The organism is Convivina praedatoris, from assembly GCF_933208495.1.
GTDB classification, from domain to species: domain Bacteria; phylum Bacillota; class Bacilli; order Lactobacillales; family Lactobacillaceae; genus Convivina; species Convivina praedatoris.
Window position 1 is genome coordinate 19951 of sequence record NZ_CAKOET010000008.1, and the last position, 24162, is coordinate 44112.

The 24162-nt window shown below is 35.8% G+C and carries 31 protein-coding genes and 1 tRNA gene; 13 read left to right on the forward strand and 19 right to left on the reverse strand.

Features of this window, described 5'->3' with window-relative positions:
* Positions 1 to 12 precede the first annotated feature (12 nt).
* On the forward strand, positions 13 to 528 hold the full coding sequence (locus M4974_RS07050) for an HdeD family acid-resistance protein (protein WP_248706696.1): 516 nt from the start codon (positions 13 to 15) through the stop codon (positions 526 to 528).
* Positions 529 to 628: 100 nt separating this feature from the next.
* On the opposite strand, the gene M4974_RS07055 is transcribed toward M4974_RS07050, so the two are convergent.
* Positions 629 to 700, reverse strand: a tRNA-Asn gene (locus tag M4974_RS07055).
* An 87-nt stretch (positions 701 to 787) separates the two neighbouring features.
* Positions 788 to 1132 carry a hypothetical protein gene (locus M4974_RS07060; protein ID WP_248706695.1) on the reverse strand — a complete coding sequence of 115 codons (345 nt, stop codon included), beginning with the start codon at positions 1130 to 1132 and terminating at the stop codon, positions 788 to 790.
* Between the two features lie 74 nt (positions 1133 to 1206).
* Here M4974_RS07060 and M4974_RS07065 point away from each other — a divergent pair, with 74 nt between their 5' ends.
* Complete coding sequence (locus M4974_RS07065; RefSeq protein ID WP_248706694.1) at positions 1207 to 1512, forward strand: kinase; 306 nt, start codon at positions 1207 to 1209, stop codon at positions 1510 to 1512.
* Positions 1513 to 1566: 54 nt separating this feature from the next.
* Here M4974_RS07065 and M4974_RS07070 read toward each other — a convergent pair whose 3' ends face one another.
* The 4 genes from M4974_RS07070 to trpX form a co-directional block, all read right to left on the reverse strand.
* Positions 1567 to 2481, reverse strand: coding sequence for a lactate/malate family dehydrogenase (locus tag M4974_RS07070; RefSeq protein WP_248706693.1), 915 nt, complete (start codon positions 2479 to 2481; stop codon positions 1567 to 1569).
* Positions 2482 to 2565: 84 nt separating this feature from the next.
* Entirely contained in the window at positions 2566 to 3321 is a 756-nt protein-coding gene (locus M4974_RS07075; protein WP_248706692.1) for an ABC transporter ATP-binding protein, read from the reverse strand.
* A complete protein-coding gene (locus M4974_RS07080) occupies positions 3318 to 4214 on the reverse strand; it encodes an ABC transporter permease (RefSeq protein WP_248706691.1) in 897 nt (298 codons plus the stop codon). Before M4974_RS07080 ends, M4974_RS07075 begins: the two co-directional genes overlap by 4 nt.
* Positions 4211 to 5209, reverse strand: coding sequence for a tryptophan ABC transporter substrate-binding protein (gene trpX / locus M4974_RS07085; protein ID WP_248706690.1), 999 nt, complete (start codon positions 5207 to 5209; stop codon positions 4211 to 4213). Before trpX ends, M4974_RS07080 begins: the two co-directional genes overlap by 4 nt.
* 370 nt (positions 5210 to 5579) lie before the next feature.
* On the opposite strand from trpX, the gene M4974_RS07090 reads away from it, so the two are divergent.
* The 5 genes from M4974_RS07090 (at position 5580) to M4974_RS07110 (ending at position 9786) form a co-directional block, all read left to right on the forward strand.
* Entirely contained in the window at positions 5580 to 5969 is a 390-nt protein-coding gene (locus M4974_RS07090) for a fluoride efflux transporter FluC (protein WP_248706689.1), read from the forward strand.
* The gene (locus M4974_RS07095) at positions 5962 to 6312 is read left to right on the forward strand and encodes a fluoride efflux transporter FluC (protein ID WP_248706688.1); all 351 of its coding nucleotides are present in this window, start codon (positions 5962 to 5964) and stop codon (positions 6310 to 6312) included. The genes M4974_RS07090 and M4974_RS07095 overlap by 8 nt, the downstream gene beginning before the upstream one ends.
* A 19-nt stretch (positions 6313 to 6331) precedes the next feature.
* Complete coding sequence (locus M4974_RS07100; protein WP_248706687.1) at positions 6332 to 7219, forward strand: DegV family protein; 888 nt, start codon at positions 6332 to 6334, stop codon at positions 7217 to 7219.
* Positions 7220 to 7337: 118 nt separating this feature from the next.
* Positions 7338 to 8261, forward strand: coding sequence for an ATP-binding cassette domain-containing protein (locus tag M4974_RS07105; RefSeq protein WP_248706686.1), 924 nt, complete (start codon positions 7338 to 7340; stop codon positions 8259 to 8261).
* A gap of 4 nt (positions 8262 to 8265) precedes the next feature.
* On the forward strand, positions 8266 to 9786 hold the full coding sequence (locus M4974_RS07110) for an ABC transporter permease/substrate-binding protein (protein WP_248706685.1): 1521 nt from the start codon (positions 8266 to 8268) through the stop codon (positions 9784 to 9786).
* 185 nt (positions 9787 to 9971) lie between these two features.
* On the opposite strand, the gene M4974_RS07115 is transcribed toward M4974_RS07110, so the two are convergent.
* A complete protein-coding gene (locus tag M4974_RS07115; protein WP_248706684.1) occupies positions 9972 to 11096 on the reverse strand; it encodes an AI-2E family transporter in 1125 nt (374 codons plus the stop codon).
* A gap of 162 nt (positions 11097 to 11258) precedes the next feature.
* Here M4974_RS07115 and M4974_RS07120 point away from each other — a divergent pair, with 162 nt between their 5' ends.
* The 5 genes from M4974_RS07120 to M4974_RS07140 all read left to right on the forward strand — a co-directional run bounded on the left by M4974_RS07120 (position 11259) and on the right by M4974_RS07140 (position 14669).
* A complete protein-coding gene (locus tag M4974_RS07120) occupies positions 11259 to 11963 on the forward strand; it encodes a matrixin family metalloprotease (protein WP_248706683.1) in 705 nt (234 codons plus the stop codon).
* A gap of 90 nt (positions 11964 to 12053) precedes the next feature.
* A complete protein-coding gene (locus tag M4974_RS07125) occupies positions 12054 to 12575 on the forward strand; it encodes a hypothetical protein (protein WP_248706682.1) in 522 nt (173 codons plus the stop codon).
* 291 nt (positions 12576 to 12866) lie between these two features.
* Complete coding sequence (locus tag M4974_RS07130) at positions 12867 to 13064, forward strand: hypothetical protein (RefSeq protein ID WP_248706681.1); 198 nt, start codon at positions 12867 to 12869, stop codon at positions 13062 to 13064.
* A 462-nt stretch (positions 13065 to 13526) separates the two neighbouring features.
* Positions 13527 to 14018, forward strand: coding sequence for a P-loop NTPase family protein (locus tag M4974_RS07135; RefSeq protein ID WP_248715882.1), 492 nt, complete (start codon positions 13527 to 13529; stop codon positions 14016 to 14018).
* A gap of 165 nt (positions 14019 to 14183) precedes the next feature.
* The gene (locus tag M4974_RS07140; protein WP_248706679.1) at positions 14184 to 14669 is read left to right on the forward strand and encodes a cupin domain-containing protein; all 486 of its coding nucleotides are present in this window, start codon (positions 14184 to 14186) and stop codon (positions 14667 to 14669) included.
* Positions 14670 to 15186: 517 nt separating this feature from the next.
* On the opposite strand, the gene M4974_RS07145 is transcribed toward M4974_RS07140, so the two are convergent.
* The 5 genes from M4974_RS07145 to M4974_RS07165 form a co-directional block, all read right to left on the reverse strand.
* Positions 15187 to 15621 (reverse strand): hypothetical protein, encoded by a 435-nt coding sequence (locus tag M4974_RS07145; protein ID WP_248706678.1) that lies wholly within the window; start codon positions 15619 to 15621, stop codon positions 15187 to 15189.
* Positions 15614 to 15826: a helix-turn-helix transcriptional regulator gene (locus M4974_RS07150; protein WP_089939955.1), complete on the reverse strand. Its 213-nt coding sequence runs from the start codon at positions 15824 to 15826 to the stop codon at positions 15614 to 15616. The genes M4974_RS07145 and M4974_RS07150 overlap by 8 nt, the downstream gene beginning before the upstream one ends.
* Positions 15827 to 16170: 344 nt before the next feature.
* Positions 16171 to 16653, reverse strand: coding sequence for a hypothetical protein (locus M4974_RS07155; RefSeq protein WP_248706677.1), 483 nt, complete (start codon positions 16651 to 16653; stop codon positions 16171 to 16173).
* Positions 16654 to 16842: 189 nt separating this feature from the next.
* Positions 16843 to 17928, reverse strand: coding sequence for a GmrSD restriction endonuclease domain-containing protein (locus M4974_RS07160; protein WP_248706676.1), 1086 nt, complete (start codon positions 17926 to 17928; stop codon positions 16843 to 16845).
* A 799-nt stretch (positions 17929 to 18727) separates the two neighbouring features.
* Positions 18728 to 19084: a YrdB family protein gene (locus M4974_RS07165; protein WP_248706675.1), complete on the reverse strand. Its 357-nt coding sequence runs from the start codon at positions 19082 to 19084 to the stop codon at positions 18728 to 18730.
* Positions 19085 to 19299: 215 nt separating this feature from the next.
* On the opposite strand from M4974_RS07165, the gene M4974_RS07170 reads away from it, so the two are divergent.
* A complete protein-coding gene (locus tag M4974_RS07170) occupies positions 19300 to 19611 on the forward strand; it encodes an isochorismatase family protein (RefSeq protein WP_248706674.1) in 312 nt (103 codons plus the stop codon).
* 577 nt (positions 19612 to 20188) lie between these two features.
* Here M4974_RS07170 and M4974_RS07175 read toward each other — a convergent pair.
* The 7 genes from M4974_RS07175 to M4974_RS07890 form a co-directional block, all read right to left on the reverse strand.
* A complete protein-coding gene (locus M4974_RS07175) occupies positions 20189 to 20866 on the reverse strand; it encodes a CPBP family glutamic-type intramembrane protease (protein ID WP_248706673.1) in 678 nt (225 codons plus the stop codon).
* Between the two features lie 400 nt (positions 20867 to 21266).
* Complete coding sequence (locus M4974_RS07180) at positions 21267 to 21908, reverse strand: hypothetical protein (RefSeq protein ID WP_248706672.1); 642 nt, start codon at positions 21906 to 21908, stop codon at positions 21267 to 21269.
* Between the two features lie 184 nt (positions 21909 to 22092).
* Positions 22093 to 22362: a hypothetical protein gene (locus tag M4974_RS07185; protein ID WP_248706671.1), complete on the reverse strand. Its 270-nt coding sequence runs from the start codon at positions 22360 to 22362 to the stop codon at positions 22093 to 22095.
* Positions 22363 to 22418: 56 nt separating this feature from the next.
* Entirely contained in the window at positions 22419 to 23330 is a 912-nt protein-coding gene (locus M4974_RS07190) for a magnesium transporter CorA family protein (RefSeq protein ID WP_248706670.1), read from the reverse strand.
* A gap of 83 nt (positions 23331 to 23413) precedes the next feature.
* Positions 23414 to 23614, reverse strand: a complete 201-nt coding sequence (locus M4974_RS07195; RefSeq protein WP_248706669.1) for a helix-turn-helix transcriptional regulator — start codon at positions 23612 to 23614, stop codon at positions 23414 to 23416.
* The gene (locus M4974_RS07200) at positions 23607 to 23945 is read right to left on the reverse strand and encodes a hypothetical protein (protein ID WP_248706668.1); all 339 of its coding nucleotides are present in this window, start codon (positions 23943 to 23945) and stop codon (positions 23607 to 23609) included. The genes M4974_RS07195 and M4974_RS07200 overlap by 8 nt, the downstream gene beginning before the upstream one ends.
* On the reverse strand, positions 23926 to 24060 hold the full coding sequence (locus M4974_RS07890; RefSeq protein WP_256465522.1) for a hypothetical protein: 135 nt from the start codon (positions 24058 to 24060) through the stop codon (positions 23926 to 23928). The genes M4974_RS07200 and M4974_RS07890 overlap by 20 nt, the downstream gene beginning before the upstream one ends.
* Positions 24061 to 24162 lie beyond the last annotated feature (102 nt).

The window sequence follows — 24162 nt, forward strand, 5'->3', positions numbered from 1 at the left end:
AAGGAGTAACTTATGGAGCATCGTCACATTAATTGGTTTGGTATTCTATCTGGGGTAGTTTTCATTATTTTTGCCTTCATGATCTTTAGTCAACCATTAGAAACAATTATTTCACTGTCTTATATCTTTGGTATTTTAGCTTGGATTCAGGCTATTACTAGTACTGTTTCAGCTGTTAGAGCTAATCAAGCTGGGATTCCAATTTCAGGGTGGCGGATGTTTAGTATCGCTTTTGATATTCTAGTGGGCTTTGTCTTTATTTTCCATCTTGGTTTGGGAATTGGCACAATCGGTTTCTTGTTTGCCATCTGGTTCATTCTTGATTCTGTTTCAGGTCTTTATTTTGCTAGAATCTTAAATCCGGTTAGTCGGGGTGCGTACTGGGTTACGATGGTCTTTGGTCTAATTAGCTTGGTCTTGGGAATCATCTTGCTCTTTAGTCCTTTGATGGCAGCCACAGTGCTGGTGTATATGATTGCCTTTTACCTTATCGTCTTTGGGGTTAGTTTAATTGCAGCATCATTATAAAATGATAAAGAGGTTGGCGTTTTAGCCAACCTCTTTTATTTGTTTCTAATATTAGGGAAATAAAAAGTAGTCAGGTAAATGTTACCTGACTACTTGAAAACTGCTCCACCTGGATTCGAACCAGGGACCTGCGCATTAACAGTGCGTTATTCTACCGCTGAACTATGGAGCAAAAACATATATAACTCAACAAAAAATATTTTAACATGCATAAGATACTTTTGTCAACAAAATAAATGGCAAAATTAAGTGTTTTTTATTATTTTTCTAATAATGAGTGCTTGATTTGAGCTAATTTAGTTCGAATTTCAATCGACATTTCCGGGCTAAATCGACGAACTTGGTTAATTTCATCAATAATATACTGGTCGCGTTCGTCAGCTTTCCTAATTTTCTTTAATCTTTGCTGCATCCGCTCATCAAAGCGCTGTAAAAAATCTGCTTGTAGACTAACGATTTCTGCCTGAGGCGTTTCAGAGGTTAATTCATCCTTATAGCCTGAAAAGAAAACTGATGCTTGACTCGTTTGGCGCCAATCAGACTCATCGACAGCGGTTTGTTTGCGGTTAAAAAATTTATTGAAAAAAGGAATTTTATTGAACATGGATTGGCCTCTAGATGAAATAATGCCTGTTAGATCGGCTACTTTTTGTTAAAATAATGGAAAGGGGACCGTTTATGGCAACTTCTAAATCAGTATTTAATGACAAACAACGTATATTACGTCTGTATTCAGCTTTAATTAGTAAGCGGGAACTTTCTAGTGATGAGATTGAAGATATGTTTTTTATTGGACATAAAACGGTTCAACGTGATATTGCTGAAATTCGGCATTTCCTGGCCGATTTACAGCAAGGAGAACCAGTGCAATCTGAGATTGTTTTTGACCGCAAGACTAAAAAGTATCGTTTAACGGAAATGGATAATCTGTTTCAGGTCTTTGATAAAATCAATAAAATTGATCAAGAGAATCAAACATTTTAAGTTTAACAGTTTATAAAAGGGTTCGCCATTATTAGAATGGTGAACCCTTTTTGCTTACTGATTAATTGCAGCTTTCTCAGCAATTGTTTGTGCACTTTGAGCTAATAAAGTTTTCTCACGTTCATTGAGTTGTAAGTCCACCACATCACTAGCACCTTGGGCACTAATAACGGCTGGCGTTGAAATGTAAGAGTTTAACTCGGCATCAAAGTGGGACACGATTGCTTCTTGCTGGGCATTTGAAAGTACTAAATTCATCAAAGACACGGCGGCATGGGCGATGGCTACGTTAGTGTAGCGCTTACCATTAAAGACGTCAAAACCACCCTGCCGGGCTGCCTGTTCTAGAGCAGGTAAATCTAAATGATAGGTTTGAGCTAAAGTTTGGGCACTTTGACCCAAGGCCTTAACCGTGGACCAGGCCACAAATTGGGAATCGCCATGTTCACCCAGCACATAACCTTGAATACTACGTGGATCTAGGCCGATGGCTTCTCCTAAGACGCGTTTCATGCGAGCAGTGTCTAAGTAAGTCCCCGTGCCCATGACGCGTTCTACGGGCAAGTCGGTTGCTTCTTGGTAGATACTGGTAATCACATCCACTGGGTTGGTAATAGCAATTAAAATCCCCTTAAATCCGACTCGCTTGAGTTCTGCGCCAATCTCTTGGGCAGATGGTAAGTTAGCCTTTAATTCGGTAAAACGATCACCACCGGGTTCAATTAGGTCAATTCGGCCAATGGCACTAATGATAACATCGGCATCAGCCATATCTTCAAAAGTACCGGCAGAAACTTCAACGTGATGGTCTAATAGACTAGCAGCATCGTGTAAATCGAGTACCTCAGCCTGTAATTTTTCTTTTCGGGCATCAAAGAGCACTAGTTGGTCGGCATAGCCATGATCCACAATGATGTGGGCCACAGTGGCGCCAACATGTCCTTGACCCAATACAGCAACTTTTCTCAAATTAATTCCCCTTTCATAACTACCTAGCATTATAGGTTAAATAAATGAGAAAAGCCATGAAAGTATGAGAGATAATTTATTAAATTAGAAAGTGAAATAAGTTAGTAGTTGGTCTTCAGTTAAAGCTTGCTTTTTTGAACCATTTACATCTAAGACAATTTTACCGGCATTGAGGATTAAAAGACGATTGCCATATCGAAGGGCATCCTCCAAATTGTGGGTGATCATTAATGCGGTGAGCTGGTTATCTAGAATTTGCTGATTAGTAGCTGCCATCAGTTGATCAGAGGTTTTAGGGTCCAAGGCGGCAGTGTGTTCGTCTAATAGTAATAATTCAGGTTTCACTCGTGTGGCCATCAAGAAACTTAATGCTTGTCGTTGACCGCCAGACAAGCTACCTGTTGGCGTTTGTAAACGTTGGTCGAGGTTGTTACCCATTTTAGCGGTAATAGCAGCATATTCTACTAACTTTTCTTTGTTAAGCCCCCGAGAACGCAAGGCGCGATGTTCTCCTCTTTTTTCAGCCAGTAATAAGTTTTCACTGACAGTCATACGAGGAGCAGTGCCCATCTTAGGATCCTGAAAGACGCGGGCAATCATTTTGGTTCGTTGAACAGCATTGTGTTGGGTGATGTCTTGGCCATTGTGTAAAATCTGGCCAGATTGAGGAGCTAAATTCCCAGCAATCGTATTGAAAAGCGTTGATTTACCGGCACCGTTGGTTCCCAGAATACTGATAAAATCGCCTTGGTAAATATCGAGATTGAGATCATCAATAATTTTAGTGTGGCCACCTACTACGACATTAATATTTTTAAGTGAAATAACGGCGTTAGTCATGAATTGCTACCCCCCTTTTTCATCATTGACTCTAACTTAAAGTATTTACGTAGTTGTGGCAGAATCATAGCGGTAGCTAAGATAATTGAAGAAATTAGATTTAAATCGTTTGTGCTAAAGCCGAGTTGCAGTACACCAAGGAGGACTAATCGATAAAAGATTGATCCCATGATGACTGCGATTAAGCGTTCATTAAGCGTTAAATTACCAAATACAACCTCTCCAATAATGATTGAAGCCAAAGCAATCACAATTGTACCAATTCCCATGTTGATATCGGCGTAGCCATTACTTTGAGCAATAATAGCTCCGCCTAAACCGATTAAACCATTCGAAAGCATCAGACCCATAATCGTCATTCTATCAGTTTGAATACCAAATGATTGGGCCATGGTGACATTGTCACCAGTCGCAATAAAGGCTTGGCCAATTTCAGTTTGTAAAAACCAGACTAAGATGAGGGTAATGACGGATACAATTAATAAACCTAAAACAACCATGTCAAAATATTTGGGTAGATGGCTTAAAAAAGTGTTAGTAAAAATTGTTTTTTGATTAAGTAATGAAATATTGGCTGAACCCATAATGCGTAGATTAATCGATAGACAAGCAGTCATTACTAAAATTCCAGCCAATAAAACCGGAATCTTACCCTTTGTGTATAGTAATCCTGTTGCTAATCCTGCTAAACTACCAATTAAAAAGGCTATCAGGGTGGCTAAGAAAGGATTCACACCGTGACTAATTAAGGTAACAGCACTAGCTGCTCCAAGAGGGAAAGAACCCTCGACTGTCATATCTGGAAAGTCTAGAATTCGAAAGGTTAGATAGAGGGCGATTCCCAAAATTGACCATAGAATCCCCTGTCCGATACTGGAAACAATCATACTCATTGGATAACCTCCCCGTGTGCTTGAGCTTCTTGAACCATATTGGCTGGTAACTCAATTCCTAACATCTGTGCTTCTTTGATATTTACAACTAAACTACCCTTCATAACTGAACGAACTGGCATAGTGGCTGGATTTTGACCCTTCAAAACTTGACCAGCCATTAATCCGGCTTGATAACCAATATCAAATTGACTAACCGACATCGTCGCAATACCACCATCTTTAACCATGGTATCAGTGGCGGGGATGACTGGAATTTTTGCTTGGTTAGTAGTATTAATTAAAGTTTTCATGGCGCTAGCGACACCATTATCTTGAGGAGCATAAACTACATCTACTTGACCAGCCATGGTTTCTGCAACTTGTTGCATATCGTTGGTACTTGCAATTGTGTACATTTTGACTCGTAAGCCTTTTTCCTGAGCTAATTTTTCCGTTTTTTGAGCATGATAAGTACCACCATGATCAGAGGAGGTATAAATAATGCCTAAAGTTTTCGCTTGTGGTGCTACCTTTTGAATCACATCAAGATGCTCAGTTAAAGGCGAATCACCAGATGTTCCAGTGATATTGGCCCCTGGTTTGTCAATAGATTTAACTAGTTTTGCACCGACCGGATCTGTAATACCAGCCAAAATTACCGGACTTTGGCCGTTGGCAGCTTTGGCTAAGGACAGTACGGCTGGCGTAGCGATACCAACTGTTAGATTATCGCCTTGATTAATGAAGTTTTGGGCCATTGTCTTTAAATTAGCCTGATTAGCTTGGGCATTTTGATAGTCAATTTTTACCGTTTTACCATTGACATACCCTTCCTGTTTTAGCCCCGCCACAACTCCTTGATGGATTTCATCGAGAGCTGGATGAGTTACTAATTGTAAAATACCAACCTTAGGAATTTTAGCCTGGTGGTTAGATGAATGGGTGCCTTGAAAAAAGGCAAAAACTAAAAAGCCAACGACAATGACGATACTGCTTAATAAGCGTTTATTCATTTGTTTTCTCCCAAAATAAAAGACTTTGAATACCCAGTCGGTCTTCAAAGTCTAAAAGAAAGGCCTGCTGGGGTGATGCCCAACAGACCAAGAACATGGTAAAGAGTCGTCAGGACAAAATAAATTGCCACAGCTCACCTTTAAAAGGACAGCTGTCTCACTGACGCCACCACTGACGAACTAAGTTGAACTTAATTACTTCCATGTCTTGCTCCAATCAATAATATAAGCTAAGGCTACCCAAGTTAGTGATATTTGTCAAGCAAAAATACCTTTCCAACTTGACTAATAAAGGGATTGGCCTTAAAGTGGATTGATTGAGTCCAGCTAAATCGCTTAGTTTTGGAACGTTAATGAAAGAAATAAATCAATGTTGTTAAGTAGAAAAGCTTCAATTGAATTAATCGCTGTTTTTGCTGGTGGCTTTTTAGGTGGTGGGCTACGTTTTTTATTTGGTTATTTGCCTATGATTGGTCATTGGCCAATTACTACCATAATCATTAATTGGACTGGCTGTTTGGCTTTGGCCTATTTAGGTGCTTGGATGGCAAAACATACAGCCGTACCACATTTGTGGCAAACATTTATTGGTACGGGGATACTTGGTGGTTATACTACTTTTAGTACCATGATTTTACAAGTGTATCAGCAAGGTCTACTATCAGGCTTCCTTTATTTAGTGGCAACTATATTTGGTGGTTGGTTTATGGTGGAATTAGGACAGTGGCTAGTCTGTCGGTCAGGAGAGCAACATGTTTAACTACCTGTTACCGGTAGCGCTAGGGGCTGGATTAGGTGCGGCTCTGCGCTATTTAGTGATTTATTTTTGGTCATCTAACTTTCTTATGTATACCGCAATATGGATAGTCAATGTATTAGGTGCTTTAGCTATGGGATTCTTGTGGTCTATGCAACCAAACGAACTGACGTTTAGTTTTTGGGGAACCGGTGTTTTAGGTGGGTTAACGACTTTTAGTACGATGATGACCCAAGCTTTGGAGAGATCCAGTTTTAAGCAGCGTTTAATCTATTTACTGGTGCAAATTTTAGCTGGTTTATTAAGTTTTTATATCGGTCATTGGTGTGGTCAATATTTTATTTAAAGTAATTTAGGAGTTTAAAATGCAAAAAGTAGCAGTTATTGTGGATTCATCTGCAGCCTTACCGGCTGAAAAGCGTAACCATTATCATATTTTTCAGGTTGAGGTACCAATTTTATTTGGCCAAGAAACTTATTTAGGTGATCGTGATATTCATGATTTAGGCCAATTAGTTGACATGATTAAAGAGCGAAAAGAATTGCCAACAACCTCGCAACCTACACCAGGGCAGTGGGAAGAAGCTTTGAATGAGGTCAAGTCAGCCGGTTACAGTCAAGCGATAATTATCACTCTGTCTTCTGGTATTTCTGGTGCTTATCAAACAGCCAAGTTGGTGGCTGCTGATTTTGATGGATTAGATGATGTTCAGGTTTGGGATTCGCGCTTAACTAACATGGCTGCTGGTGAACAAGCCATTCTGGCTTCAGTGTTGGCCGACCAAGGAGCTGATATGTCAGCAATTTTGGCAGCTCTTGGGGAGCTGAGAGCTAGTACTGATGTTCGGTTCGTGGTAAATGATATCTCCCATTTGAAGCGAACTGGACGTTTATCACGAGGCCAAGCATTGATTGGTGGTCTATTAAATATCAAACCCTTACTAGCATTTGATGTAAATGGGGAGGGAAAGATTGGTGCTGTTGGTAAGGCTCGTAAAATGAGCGGTGCTCGCAAAGAAATTCAAATGGCTTTTAACCAATATTTGAGTCAAGTTGATTATCCTGTTCGTGCCTACGTAGTTGATGGTAATAATCCTAAACTGGGAGATAAGTGGTTGAAAGAATTTAAACAGGAATATCCAGCAGTAGCTTTTGAACGGTCTAGCATGGATCCCGTTATTGGTGTGCATACTGGGGATGGTGCCATGGCTCTCATTTGGACCAGAGATTGGGAAAGTATGGTTGAAAAATAATTTTAAAGGTAACTACCTATTAGTAGTTACCTTTTTTATTGGGGTTTAGTTAACATGGGGACCCTATTTGTAGTAACCTTAGGAAAGCTATATTGAACAATTGTATAAGGATATTATTATGATTACCTTTAAAAATATTAGTAAAAGCTACCAAGGAAAGCTGGCACTTAACCAGATTAATTTAGCAATTAATAGCCATGAGCTCTTTGTGTTAGTAGGTCCATCTGGTAGTGGTAAAACCACCTTACTGAGAATGATTAATCGTTTAAATACACCCACTACTGGTCGGATAGAAATTGATGGTCAGGATATTAGTCAGCTTCAAAACATTAATGATTTACGTCATCAAATGGGTTATGTACTACAATCAGGTGCCCTATTCCCTAATTTAACCGTAGCGCAAAATATTGCAGTGACACTACATGCGCAACATTTAAGTAAATCGGACCAGGATTACCGTATTCGACAAATGTTACAGCGGGTATCTTTAGATCCCGATGTTTTTATGAATCGCTTGCCAAAAGAATTATCTGGTGGAGAAGCTCAGCGAGTTGGTATCGTCCGTGCCTTGGTTTTTAATCCAAAAATTATTTTGATGGATGAATCTTTTAGTGCTTTAGATCCACTTTCAAGAAAACAGTTACAAAATTTACTGATTGATTTACATCAAGAGTTTCAAATGACGATTGTCTTTGTGACCCATGATATGCAAGAAGCATTGCGCTTAGCCACTCGGTTGGTGGTGTTAAAAGAAGGACAAATTCAGCAAATTGGGACACCAAATGAAATTAAAATGCATCCTGCTAATCAATTTGTAGCTGATTTTTTTGATGATTATCAAGAAAAAATACCCCTCATTAATGATGTATTGGCTGCGGGTTTAGGACAACCTAGTCATCAGAAGTCAGGAACATTATCGGTTCGAGCTAATATTTATGAGCTGGCCCAAGCCTTTCAACAAGAGTCGGAAGTAATCGTTGGTGATAAGTCACTTAAAATGGCTGACTTAGTCACATACTTGGCACAGCAAGTGGAGGATTAACCCAATGGTGGCGCTTATCAATTACTTAAATACGAACCAGGCAGATATTATGAAGGCCCTGTGGCAACATATTAGTATCTCTTTTTTAGCTATACTTATTACAATTTTAATTGCCATACCGCTTGCAATTGTTTTAATGAGTCGGCCTCGCTGGGGTGAATTGTGTTTGCAAATTGCTGGCATTGTCCAAACTATTCCGAGTTTAGCCATTTTGGGCTTGTTAATTCCGATTGTAGGAATTGGCACCACCCCAGCGATTATTGCATTGGTTTTATATGCGATTATGCCAGTCTTCTCTAATACTTATGCGGGTCTAACTAATATTGATCCGCAACTAACTGAGGCGGCTGAAGCTTTTGGTTTATCAAAAACATTTAAACTATTTCGTATTCAACTTCCCCTAGCCTTACCCATGATTTTGACAGGAATTCGGATTGCGATGGTGATGATTATTGGGACAGCAACGCTAGCAGCTTTGGTTGGTGGTGGTGGGCTTGGTAGTTTTATTCTGCTGGGTATTCAAACTAATAATAATGAGGCTTTGTTAGTTGGTGCAGTGCTGTCAGCTCTATTAGCATTATTGTTTAGTTATTTAATTAAATTTGTGACTAAGGTATCGGTTAAAATTGTTGGCATTAGTTTAGCGGTCGTATGTACGCTGGGGTTATTTGTGGGTGGTTATGGTTTATTGAGTGAAACTCATAAAGAAACGATTACCATTGCCGGTAAGATGGGTGGTGAACCAGAAATCTTAATTAACATGTATCAACAGGTCATTGAACAAGATAATCCTGATGTTCAAGTAAAAATTAAGCCCAATTTTGGAGATACTTTCTTTTTATTTAATGGTTTAAAGAGTGGAAAAATTGATATTTATCCAGAATTTACAGGGACAGCTTTACAGTCGCTGGCTAAGGTGGAGGGCTCGATTCCGCATGACCCCAAGCAAGCCTACCAAGCCGCTAAAACCCAACTTGCACAACAGTTCCAATTAACTTATTTAGCACCGATGCGCTATCAAAATGGTTATGCATTAACCGTGCGAGCCGGGGATGCTGAACAATATCATTTAAAAACAACTGCTGACCTCGCTAGGCAATCGGGCTTTAAGGCTGCTTTTGATGATGATTTTTATCGACAGCCAGATGGTTATCCGGGTCTAGCACGCAATTATGGACTACAATTTGACAGTATAAGAACTATGGCTCCTGCGTTACGCTATCAGGCCTTGAATGCCAAACAAGTTGACGTAACTGACGCCTATACGACTGATCCTGAAATTAAAGAATACAATTTAAAAGTTCTTGATGATAATGAAAACTTTTTTCCACCCTATCAGGCTGCACCTTTAATGAAAGCTACTTTTGCCAAGAAACATCTGCAAGTGGTGAAAAGTTTGAACCGTTTAAGTAATCAAGTTACTACTCAGGAAATGCAAGCGATGAATTATCAAGTGACTGTCCAAAAACAAAAAGCGGCGACAGTGGCCCATGAGTATTTACAAAGGCATCATTTAATTAAATAAAATTTTCCCAATTAACTCGTTAACAGATAATACGAAGTACTAGCTGATTTTTCTTTTTTTATTAAATATAATTGGTCAGTATAAAAAGCACTAATCCAGATTACCTGAGATTAGTGCTTTTTATTTTTATTCAGTTTGAAGAATGATATTGTAATACTAATTGGACTAATAACTACCTATCAATCTTACTCTTTAACTAATTTTTGTTTTTTTAGTGTCCACACATCATATAAGAAATGAACCACCTCTTTGATAATTGCATATAGTGGAACAGATAGCATCATACCCAGTACGCCGGCCAAATTACCTGCGACTAACAAAATGATGATTATCGTTAACGGATGAATATTTAAGACTTTACCGATAACATTCGGATAGATTAAATTACCATCAACCAAATTGACAACCATCACTACAATAATTGTCATGATTACTTGGGAAATGCTGGTAGTAACTGAAATCATAAGCGCTGGAATAATGCCAATATAAGGGCCAACATAAGGAATTAGGGCACAAAATCCACCAAAAACACCTAACACCAGCGCGTATTTTTGACCAATTAGGAAGTATCCGGCTGTGGTAAAGACCGCCGTGAAGAGACATTCAATGATTTGACCGCTAATATAGCGTGATAAAGTATAGTTTAACTTTTTTAGGAGCGTTTCTGTTTTGTACCATTGACTGTTTGAAAATCCAGGGAGAAGATTGCGAATACTAGGTAAAAACTTATCGCCATCTTTTAACATATAAAATAAAATGACAGGTGCAGTTAGCAAGGTAACGAATAAGCTAGTTGCAAAGGAAATATAATTTCCAGCGTTGTTGGTCACATACTGATAGAAGTTGGCTAGATAGTCAGTGTAACTGGATTGAAGCTTGGAGATAATTAAGTTCCAGTCAATATCTTTGAGCCAACCATGTCTGGTGGCTTCGATTAGGAGCTGTTCTTGGTGCTTGGCAAATGTTGGGAACATACGGATTAAACTGACAATTTGCGCGTTAATTCGAGGAAGAATGGTAGCTAAAATTAGCGCAATGACTGCCAATAGCCCTAGAAAAACAATGGCTGCTGCCCAGGTTCGACTAATGGTGCTCTCCTTGGAGATTCGGACCTTCATTAACATTTGGAGTAAGGGACTGAGCATGTAGTATAAAAATCCAGCCAATAACAAGGGAGCAAAAACCGTGGAAGCTAGCACGAACAGTGGGTGAAACAGAAAATCAATCTTGGTGGACATGAAGATAATAGAGAGTACGAGTAAAATTTCGACTGTCCACACTAAAATCTTATTATTTTTAAAATTTTTCATGTCGGTAATTCCTTTCAAATAATTGGGATAACAAACCTGCCCTAATATCATAACAATTTAAAGGTAATAATTTATACATAATATTAAATTTCACGGTATAGAATAAAACAAAATGGCATAATTGGTTCTAAATCCAGCATATATGGTAAAGGATTTCATATCTTGAAAAAATTATTTAAATTAGCAGTTCTGATGATTGCCCTATTACTTGGGTGGAATTGGTATCAAAATCACCCTGAGCAGAGTCAGGCTGTACTCACACAATTAAATGGTTACGCCATGTCGGTTAAGGACAATATTAATCGAGCCATAGAACAACATCAACAGGCCACTAGCACAACTCCGCAAGCGGATTCGAAGAACGTTTCAGCAGATCAGACACCGGTTGAATCGATTGTCCAAGGCGCGAATTTATCTGATACATATTACTATACTTATGAGGATAATATGCCGGCAGCAGCTCAGCGCGTCTTTGAAAACGCTGTGCAAGTCTATAATCAAACTGGGTTAGTACATTTAATTGCTGGGACAGGTAGTAATCAACAGAATACGATTAAATTTGGTGTGTATCATAAGCAAATTGACAATTTAAGCCAAAATTCGGTCGAATTAGGTCTTGGTGGACCAGAAATCATTAAAGAAACTAGCATTCTTGGCACAACTAGTATTAATCATGGCACAGCTAACCTGAATGCTACCTATCAGCAATCATTTACTAATTCAGTTGCGATTCACGAACTGGGCCATGCGTTGGGCTTGGACCATAGTCAAAGTCGTTTGTCGGTGATGTATCCCTATGATCAAGGATTAACGCAGTTATCGGCTGGTGATATTAACGCATTGAAGACGATTTATGCCAAGAGTTGAGAGAGATTAGTTAATAAAATAAAAAGTGACTAACAATCCTCGGCTGTCTATGCTCACTTTATGCGAAAATAAATGGGGAGGGAAAATAAAATGAAGAAAAAATTGATTTTGATAATTTTACTTGTGTTAGTTGCTATTGTAGGTGGGTTCTGGCTAGTGGGTAATAATGAATCTCATAAAACTAAGGGAAATCAGGCTAGTCAGCAGTCCACTGCCAAGACTTCCAGTGCTACCAGTTCAAGTGCTAAGCAGGAAAGCACGTCGTCTACCTCATCGTCAATGAAACAAAGTAGTTCGGCAATGTCTAGTCAGACAGCTAATCCGATTAGCTTACCAGAAGCCCAACAGTTGGCAGCCAAGGTTGGTGCCGAATGGCCGAGTGATAATCAAAAAATATTAAGTCAAAATGGCAATAAAACGGTCATTGGTGGCGGTATCGGCGCCAAAGGATACGATGTTATCACATATGAAGTCGATGATAATCAAGTAAAAATTCATGAAGTATTTGGCACGATGGATTCGGCTGGGGTTGGTACTATCCTAGGGGCTGAAGACACTGGAGCTCACCCAATTGATTATATGCAACCTAAGGATTACACGGTTCAGCGATAAAATTTACTTATAAAAGATATATAAAAGTAGTTTCCTATTTATTTTGGGGGACTGTTTTTTTATTGCCCTAAAAACCTTATTATTATTTTTTGACAATGAACTATAATGAAGATAGAAAATGAGGAGTGGAGGCTATCAAAATATGTTTGAATTCATTATTAATTTGTTTCAGTCTATTATTGGTGCTTTTTCAAGTAATAAGGTTGCAAAAGACTATAGAGACAATGATCAAAAAAAGAGTAATATTTAACGGTATAAGCGATCAACAAGCCCCCTATAAGGAGATTAACGATGAAAAAGTGGTTACCGCAACAAAATCTTATGGTGAGAATTATGCTTACTATCCTTTTGATAATTAGTGCTTTTTTCATTCATTCACCTGAATTTTTAAAAGGGGTTACAGTGACTATTGGAGTGGTCGTGCTATCAGGACTTTTGGATGATCGTAAGCCCAAGAAAAACTCTCATGATGATTCTCATGAAGGGTAATTTCACAGGAGAGAAATATCTTGAAAAAGCGAGTTTGGTAGTTGTATCAAAGTATTTTTGAAAATTAATCAAGCCCCCACTTTAATAAAAAAAACGCCAACTCTATAACTAATAGAGTTGGCGTTTTTTTCCTTTAATTAGTGGCCATTATATCGACTATGATAGAAATATGGTCTCATTTTTAATGATAAACTCAACGAAACTTTCTATACTTCTAGAAAATGATGAACATTGGGTAAAAAAATAAAATGTAGAAGTTATATCAAAGTATTGTATGCTTTTTTCTAAAGCCTCTTTTGGTAGTCGCCTACTCGTGTGTATGGAGATATCCACGCTCGGTAAGAATCTTAGATATGAAGTTAACAAGACTAACCTTTTTAAGGAAACTAGCGATACAAAATTAGATTATATTGATTATGCTAATTTTTGTAAACAATAATTGGTTTTTGAAAGGATTGGCATTTGGTAAATTTATTAGTCATAATTCGTGGTAACTCTGCTACTGGGAAAACAATGATGGCTGAACGTATACAAAAAATATTAGAGCATAAAAATTGTTTTGTCATTCACCAAGATGTTGTTAGAAAAGAAATCCTCCATACGCACGATCATTATAATAATCCGGCCATATCATTGATAGAGGAACTAGCTGAATATGGTTTAAAGAACTATCCGGTTACAGTAATTGAAGGTATCTTAAGAAAAGATGTTTATGGAGAGATGCTTACAGAGTTGTTAAGTAGCCAGCATATACACGCAATCGCTATCTATTTAGATATGCCATTTTCAATAACCGTTAAAAATGACAAACAGAAACCTCATTCTTTCGGTGAAAGCATATTACAAAAATGGTGGCGGGAGCAGGACAAACTTAGTGAAGAAGATCTGGTTATAAAATCGGATTCTAGTATGGATTTACTGATAAACAAAATAAGAAAAATAGCGGGGCTATAGTTTCAAATTAAGGTACTATTCAAGTATACTGAGAATAGCTATTAGTCTCTTCACCCGCTGTTTTAATTTCTGTTAGGGATTTTTCGATAAGTCATATTAAAGACTAAAATTATTGAGTATGTTAACATTGCTGTGCAAAGTAGAGATGATAGGAAAGAGATTACCATGAAAAGCAAAGAGTACTGGATTAAAAACCTTCAGCTTGTTCCTCATCCAGAAGGTAGATTTTATAAGGAAATGCCACCTGCAAATGACTATTTGGAGGACAGAAAGCGGCCACTTTACACCAATATTTATTTTTTGTTAACTGAAGAAAGTCCATCACATTTTCATCGATTAACTTCCGATGAAGTTTGGTATTTTCATGGCGGGTCTTCTTTGAAAGTTCATGAAATTTTACCTGATGGACAGTACCGTGTAACCAACATTGGTACTACTGTAGACCAAGGTGAAGTACTACAATATGTGGTTCCAAAGGGTTCTATTTTTGGCTCCTCTGTAGATTCTGGCGATGATTATGCTTTAGTGAGTTGTATGGTCTCACCTGGATTCACTTTTGATGATTTTGAAATTATGTCGAAATCAGAGTTGCTAAAAAAATATCCTCAACATGCTGAGATTATCGAAAAATTGGCTTTAGAGAGCAAATAGTCAGGATACTTTATGACCTGATTAAGTTCAGGGTGTTTATCTTGTTAATTGTTTTGTCGTCATTTGTTTTTTTGCCACTTTAAGCAATCATAATAAGTTGCCTGCGGTAGTGCTAACATTAAAAAATCTCGATCCATTTTTGTTTGAGTTAATTGAGCCTTCGAATTGGCCATTTCAGCTTCATAATGTTCTTTCTCAACTTAACGTTAAGAGGACTATTTTTAGCTTTTTGTTTGGTTTAGGCGCCAGACTGGTGGCCTCTTGCGAATTAAAAATATGGCGCCAACTTTGAACTTGAGAAGATGAAAGACTAAAATTGGCTGCTACAGAATTAATGCCTAAGCAGTTGTTTGAGCATAGTCTAAAAAAGTTAGTTTAAAGTTAGCAGTATATTTGGTCACAAAAAAATCTTTTTATAATTATTGGCTTTGTCTAATAATTATGTGGCATTTCATTACTGGAATTTATGTTTTATTTTGTTGACGCATATTTATATCGTAATGCAATGCTATCAATATTAGTCTTTATCATAACGGTTCCATAACACATAATATTGAATATTTGGAATATAGAGTGCAAGTGCCATCCATACGATGAATAGTAGATGGTTTTGGTATAAGAAATTAGTGGAAAAAATAAGTGCTACAGCAATTATGAATTGGTAAGTAATTATCAATTTGGTGTGGACTTTATAAGCAATCTCTTTATCTCTTTCGTCTGAAATAAAGTAGAGTATGTTCTTAGACTGATACATATTGTTACCGAATTTCACATTATATTTTCTTTTCAGAGTAAGCGACTCCCAAAAAATAAAAAGAAGGCTTATTAAAGCAGTAAATACGGCGTAATTATAGTAATTTAAATTAGCAAATAAAACAGTTAGCACAAATGTTCCTTGCCAAATGTTATTAAACCAAAAAGTAGTATGAATAGTTTGTTTTGTTTTAGACATTATGATTATCCTTTTTTGTATATTCAAATAATTCTTGAACTTGAACTTGAAGAACGCTTGCTAATTCAAAAGCTAATGAAAGTGAGGGATCGTATTTATCATTTTCAATCGCATTGATAGTTTGTCTTGTAACAGAAGCCTTTTTGGCTAATTCATCTTGCGACAATTTATATAATTTTCGTAGTTCTTGAATATGGTTTTTCATATCGCTCCTTCTAATATTTTTTACATAAAATATCAATAAAAGTTTCTAAACGTTCTCATGATGACTCTCATGGAAGTTAATTTCACAAAGGCGGAATGGTGTTAGGAAGGGATTATTGAGAGCTGTACCAATCCTATTTACGCCAATTGAGCAATCTCTTTTCACATAAAAAAGGCGTGATCCCGAAGAAACGGGGATCACGCCTTTTAGCTTTAATTAAGGCACATTATGTTAAGTTGAGTGATGTAATATAAGATGATACTAAAAATATTCTCTTACTAATTATCATAATTTTTAATACTCAAAGTAGTGAGTCCCTGATGAACATATATATTTAAAAAATATCAAATCACGGACATTCTATTTGCTAACACTGATTCCAAACTATCAATAAATATAATAGAACGATAATATGATTGAAATATTGTAGTAATATTAGTCCCTGGATCGATAATTCCTTTATGAGCAACATGGTTACGATTATTCCTAATTGTGTTCAAAGCAAGGTTAAAGTCAGCATAGTTATAGCTACGTAAGTATCCACTTTTACTTACAAAAGTATTGATATTATCTTTAATCATCGTTGCATCGTCAAAAATATGAAATGTTTTAGTTAACAATTCAACAATATACTGCATATGAACGTTTTTACCCCTAGAATCTATAACGACAGATTTAATATGCTCTTTTATAAAAGAGCGATTAATATTTTCAGATATAGTAATATTGATCATTTTTTTTATTTTCGTTTCAATCAGTGTTGCACACTTAATCACTATTAATTCTAATTGTGCAGAAAACAGTTCATCTGCAATTTTTTCCGCCACAGGTTTAGTACTATCACGTATTAGTATTTCATACGCAGCAATTTTTTCAAAAATTATCCTATTTTTTTATATCCTTAATAAAGTTATCATAATAATTATTTCTATCATTGGATGAACAACTTTTTTTCTTATCATCTAATCTCTGTAATATTACTTCATAGTCAGAAAATTCATGATCAATCTGCATTTTTAACTCCCAAAAAATATCTGATAAGCAATTAAATGTCTTTGTTGAACTAAATTAAATTTAGTTCGACGACTACTGGCCATTAATTCTTGAAATCCTTCATCACTTACCAAAAGATTTTTTTTGTTGTTAAAATCATCCTCAGATAGATTAATATCAATACCCTTTTCAATCTGAGTAGCAAAAGCTACTGAAATAGCATCAAATATTATACTTTCAAGCCAAGTCCGATTAGAAAAAGGTTTATCATACATTGACAAAACTTCCATAGTTTCTGAAAAGATTTCTGAAGTCTTTTTTATATGATTTCTAGAATGATCATATTTATCGCTTTTAAGATCCATAAACAAATTCATCTCTCTAGAAAATGAAAAAGCTTCATCGATAGAAACATCGCGCAAATCGAATACAAGGAAAAACCGTAATATAAGTTCAATGTCACGCATCCTTGCTTCCAATTTTTTCCCTACAATTTTTTTCCATGTTTCTAATTTATTAAGAGTAATTAATTCCTCATTAATATAATTATGATAAATACTATTTCTAATTTCCTGTGCAGACAATCTAATTCCACCCGTATTTATTCTTTCAAATATTTGAAACAAGCTAGTATCATTATCCTTGGGTAAATCCTGCTTAAAAATAATTGCATGAATAGTTGCTGTTCTAATTTTCCGTTGATCAGATTCCGTTAACGTTTGAAAAGTATGATCAGCCCATCTCGGATTAATACTAGATGGTAATTTAAAAGAAGAACCATCGTCAAATTTCCCAGAAATAAAATCACTAAGAGTAGTTAATCTTTGAAGACCATCAACAATCCAAAAAGTAGAATCTTCATTTTTAGAAAGAAATATACTTGGAACAGGAAGACCCAACAAAATTGTTTCAATAAATCTACCTGCAACTATTTTTTTCCAAACATAATTTCGTTGAATATCAGGTTTCTTTAAATCACCCTCTTTAAGCATATTCGAAAGTTCTCGAACAGATAAATCTGCCCCATATGAAGAAATACTAAATAAATCATCACTATCATCCGTATATTCATCATCAAGTAAAACATCTAAACTAGAATCATTAGACATAAAAAGCCTCCAATAAAATAATCTGTTGTATATAAAACTAAGAAGTAACAAATCTAAGCAAACAAACCTCTAATTTAATAAGAGCTTGCAATCATACAAGATACAGCTAAGAATTATCTAGCTTATCTTATCAAAACATAGTTCCTAATTTAATTTTATAAATTCTGTCAAAGATAAAGACTTACAATTAGAACCGAAATACTATACTCCTCCCCATTATAATATACACTGTAACAAAGTATAATGGTTTTTACATCCACTTATACCAACAGCTATTAGATATTATATATATCAAATATTCAGAAGGGAAACAAACAACAAGGGGAGCAAGTTTGATTTGAGCAGAGGAAACCCTTATTTTTAAGGGTTTGCAATCATCCACGTATTCGCTTATTTACTCTTCTATCGTCTGCTCAATAGAAAAACCTTATCTATAAGGCTAAGATACGTTAGACACCGTTTAAAATCGTTTTAACAACGTTCTAAACCACATAGGTGTTAATCTACATGCCAATCCTTTTGCCGTTCACTTGCAGGGCGATCTGACCCATATTCCAATTATTCATTGCCCCCTTGATCGTACCTAAATAGAACATCTATTTAGCTCAAGGTTCGGACGTGGTTTGAGCGGAACTTGCACCCCCTCTGACGATTACACGTCTGTATCGTGTTTAGCTCTGTTAGGATGACGTCCCACAACGAAGTAAAGGATGGCAAAGTAAAAGACACGTAAAACTTAATTTACGTGTCTTTTTAATATAATCAACATAATTACTGATAATTATAATCATTATGTTACCTAGTAATTTTGGAGCTTTAGTAAATACAGTAATCCTAGATCAGTAAAAGCAATTATTGGATAATATAGCCCCATCTTCATTCCAAAGATAATATAAAAGCTAATTGTCCCGATCATATACATACTAACCTCTAATATTAATTTTTTAGTACCGTGTAATCTAACTGGAGATTTTGGAGCTCCATATTTTGACCAGACGATAACAATCATAATACTTAGAAGGAAAAAGCCAATTTTATATGCTAACTGGTGACCTAAAAAAGTTCCTATAAAAATACCTATGACTGTGATTATTTCTAATAAGAATCGTACAAGGAGTATGATTCCAGAAGTTACGTTGATATTGGATGTGTTCATATTTTTTTAATTTCCTCTATTTTCGATTGTATAATTCGTAGCCATGAGTTTGCAAAACGAAGTCAAAGGCAATTAGTTTTACATTTCCTCTTTTCAATGATCACTATGTCTACTATTTTAATATAGAATCATATGCTTATTTTAAGGATAAAAATATTTATTAGTTATAATTAATTATAAAATCACGTAGACAAGATTAAATTAGGGGTTTTATTATGGAGAAGGCATTTTTAGTAATTGATATGCAAAATTCACTATCAGAAATACCAGAATCTAAAAACGTTATTGATGAGATAAATAAAAGAATAGAATTTTACAGGAATAGTAATAATGAAATTATTTTTATACAACATATAGATAGTGAGATGCCATTTAATAGCTATAATTGGCAATTAATTAATTCTATTAATAATAAAGATGATGATACTTATTTGACTAAGAAATATCCAGATGCTTTCTTTGATACAGATTTAAAAGAGTACCTAGACAATAATAATATTAAAAATATTGAAATTTGTGGGGCTTAAACAGAATTTTGTATTGATATAACTATGGATAAAAATAATATAAGTGCTAATCAAATTAATAGTTGGTATTGGAATATATGGGATAAACGTTTTATAAATATAAAATAATTAATAGTAATTTTACAAGATATATCACTATATTAGTATTTTTTAGGTATATAACAAGCTTGTAAGTTTATTGCGTATAAAAACAATATATTAAGTTCCATATCAATTTATGGAATTTTTTTTATTTCTATTGATGGTCATTATGTTAAGTAGCAAGGAAATTAATGGTATTTTCCTACCTTTACGGTAAAAACCAAAGAACAAGTAGTAAGTTTAAAATATACGCTTTGCTAAATGACATTGGTTTACCATTATGTGTCCTAATATTGTCATGATAGTACGTACTTCTTGTATACAAAAACATTAAAACAAAATAGCTTAGTAAGACGATAAGTGCAATAAACATCCCCAAGGTCATTATTATCTCCAATATTATTAATTAAATTTATTAAGCAAAATAACAGAATGTTGCTTCTAGTGAATATCCAATTGATACTAACAACTGTAATTAGATTAAAGAAAGCACTAATTACAAGAATATTCTGGGAACAGTACGTATTAAATCGAACAAAAGATGAACGTAAATACCACCACGCAAAGATTGAGTTTGGTGCCATAAACTAGTAAAAGGATATCTACCTAAACCAACCATAATAACACTGGCTAAATTATAATCATATGCTGGTAAATGCATTAACATAAAAATAAAACAACCAATTAGATTAGCCCATATCCAGGCGGATTTGGTAGAGATACCTTTATTATGAATATATTCAATCATAGGCAACGTAAAAGTCGCCATAATTAATTCCTCACCGGGTATTTGAATTAAACTTGTAACAATAAATATCAATTGTTCTGTCTTGGTAGGAGACTGACGATAAAAAGAGTGCTCTGCACCAGAAATATGAAATAGCATACAAATACCAGCAAAAATAAATACTATTAGATTTGCTAATAAAAAACCAAAAATAACACGTTTAATGGAGCCTTTAATCATTGGCTTTAATAAAGACTTAAAACCATTTACTCCATACAAAATTACTAATGATAACATTCCACCAAAAGTAACTAATATCGGAGAAAAATAGTATTGGTAAACAAGTAAATAATCAGGCCATGTAATGACTATTTGGACAAAAGATAAAAAAGCAACTGCTAATCCCAACCATAAACGTTGCCAACCTAAAAATTTAAAACTGTTCATTACGATACCTCTTAAATAAAGTTACTCTAATGAAATTATAATACGAACAAGCGGATTCCTTATTTTTAAGTGTTTAAATCATACAAAGTACTCGCTTGTATCATCCATATATTCGCTTATTTTCCTTCTATCATCTGCCCAATAGTCCCTTAAGGCAAGGCTATTGGGTAGACACCATTTAAAACCGTTTTAAGAACGTTCTAAACCACATAGATGTTAATCTACATACCAATCCTACCCATATTCTAATTATTCATTGTCCCCTTGATTGCATCTAAATAAAATGACTATTTAGCCCAAGGTTCGGACGTGATTTGAGCGGAACTTTCACCCCTTCTGACTACTTTTAGTAAAGCATACATAAATGCTCATTGTAGGTAACTAAATAACAATCCTGTTCCTAATATTGAATCTGTTTTCTCTCAATATATGCCTTTGCGGAACTATCAGGAATAAAATTGTAAGTGAGCTTATTGCCATTATAATTGAGATCCCAACTCATAAATTCAACTTCATTATTTTCTATTTGGTAAGGGATTGTTCTTTGGGCTCCAGCATCCATTGTAAGTGTAATGTTGTGGTCATTCACGGTCCAAGTACCACTAGCTGAACCTACAGAATTGCCAGCCGCTGTTGGTTTTGCTCGATAGGTAGAATCATTATCGAAATAATAAAAACATGTACCATCATGAACTAAGTTCTGAGGTGTTCCGGGCATTGCCATTGCTTTGTCTACATCAACGTCATTATATTTAACAAGTAGCACATCATAGCCTTTTCCTACTAAAGTTTGCTTAACTAGCTCCTGATTGTGTGCAGTCGTTGTCTCTTTTTGTTCTGCGGTGCTTGTGGATTGATTATTTGATGTGTTAGTAGAAGAATCAGCTGAATTTTTGTTGTCATATTCAGTTGACTTACTGCTGGCCAAAATATTTTTTTCAGCAGTTTTATGTTCATTCTTTTGATTACCGTGCCACACGGCAAGGCTAATTCCACCAATAGTCACTGCCAGTATGAGGATAATTATCCATTTTTTGTGCATACTACTTTCCCAATCTCTCCTCTTTATTAAAAGTATACGAACATTTATTATTTTATCACTAGTGAAAAACATATCCGTACATTAAAATCACTCAAAAAACGCTACCGTCACTACTGACGATAGCGTTTATTTATTAAATTCCAAAAAAGACACTCACAACTATCATGGTTGTCTTATTTAGAAGTTAAAGTTTTTCAGCCTCTGCTTGGTGGCTAAATTCTAGATTTGTTTTGTGTAAATCGTAAAGCACCCAAGCCAACAAGGCCAAAATACCAACGATGGCGCTGTAGGCGATAATATTTGATAGCAAGGTTTCACTATCGGAAGGATTATCGCCAAAGAAACCAAGAATTGAAGTTGGTAGGTTGTACATATTTAGCATAATCAGCACAATTACGGATACCCAACCAGCAATTTTAACCCAAAGGGTGTTGGCAAAGCGTTTTCCCTTCATCTAATTGCTTAGGAAAGTAGTAAATGGTCGCTTTAGCTTTTGGGGTATACGTCAATTTAAAATATTTTTTTCTTTTTCATATAAGCGACTAAAGCAATCATGATAATCAGGGTGATAATAATGACCGTAACCCAGTCAAAATTACTATTGCCAAAGGGTAAGCCGACGTTCATGCCAAAGAAACCAGTCATAATCGCTGGTACCGTAAGGATGATTGACCAGACGGTTAAAAATTTCATCGAATCATTTAGATTACTATCCATAATGCTGTTGGCGGTGGCTGACAGGGTTTCGATGATTTTTTGCGAAGTTGTAATCATTTCAATGGATTGGTTAGATTCAATGAGGATGTCATCCACGATGGCTAGCAAAGGTTTTTGACCGGTAATGAAATGCTGATTACTTTGGAGACTTTGCCACAGTAAATTATTGTTATCAATTGAGCTGGCCAGATAGACGATGCTTTTTTGCACAGTGGCCACGTCGATTAGTTCATCCTTGGTAATATCACGATTAATCCGGGCGTCTAATTTGATGCGGACACTGTCCAATTCCTTAATGGCCTGGTGAAAGTATTGGGTTGAAAATAGAAAAATATTCAATAAAAAGGTTGGCAGATTCTTCGTGTTAGTGGTTGTTTGGATGGCATCAAACATATAGTTGACTTTGTTTGAATGAAAACTTAGCAAGGTGTTGTTGATTACTAAAAATTTGACGGATTCGGCTGTAAAATGGGTTTCACCGCTCTCATCTTGGCTCCAGATGGGCATATCATACACGAACAAATCAGAATTCAGCGGGGCATCATAATCGTAATGGGGCCGCTCGTTACTGTCGGTTAGATAGCCAATCATGGTTTTCGTTAAGTTATAGGTATCGGTTAGCTTTGCAATATCCGTTTGATCTAAATTAACAATATCTAACCATTGAAAAGTTGCTGAACTTAGTAAATTTTTCATATTAATCATCATTTTTCTCCCAATCAATAAGGTTCTTATATTAGCGATATTTATCGAAGAATTTCGGCTGTGGTCATACTTGCCCCGTTTCTTTATTCCCAAAATAATTGGTCTAGTGTCTTATCCAGCGCTTTACAAATGTCGATACAAAGATTGATGGTCGGATTATACTTCCCCGATTCCACGGCGATAATGGTTTGACGAGAAACGCCCACAGCCTTGGCCAGGTCGGCTTGGGTCAATCCTGCTAATGTACGAGCCGCTTTAATTTTTAGATTTTTTTGATTATTCATCTAGTTCTTTTTTTCCTCTGTATAGCACCCAACCAATACAACCGGCATAAATAATCATGAAGATGCCAAACATGAGATTTAGCATGGCCACAAAGGTAATTTGATGATATAGGAATGATGGTTGGGATAAGAAACTATATAGGTCTGAAATGCCAGATAGTAAAAAGACAATTGCTAAAATGAGCTGATATTGCTTTGGTATTTTTAATAAAACCGTATCGGTTGAGCGCAGGGTCTGTTCTACGGCTTGATGGATTGATAGCGCGGCTAGGATAAAGAACATCTGTGTTTCAGTAGTGGCCCAATGAATTTTAAATAGCGCTAATACCATTAGTATTAGCAGTAAGCCAGCCCATGGCAATGTATAGGTCGCGGGTATCAATTTTACCGGTTTCGGCGACCTGAAATTCGTCGCGTCCCCAGCGATCTTTATTGTTTTTCAACATAGACTTCCCTCTCTAAATTTAAGTTACGTTAAGTATACTATAAAATACTAAAAGTTAAACATATTTGACTTTAACGAGTTATTCTATAAAATAAAGTATATT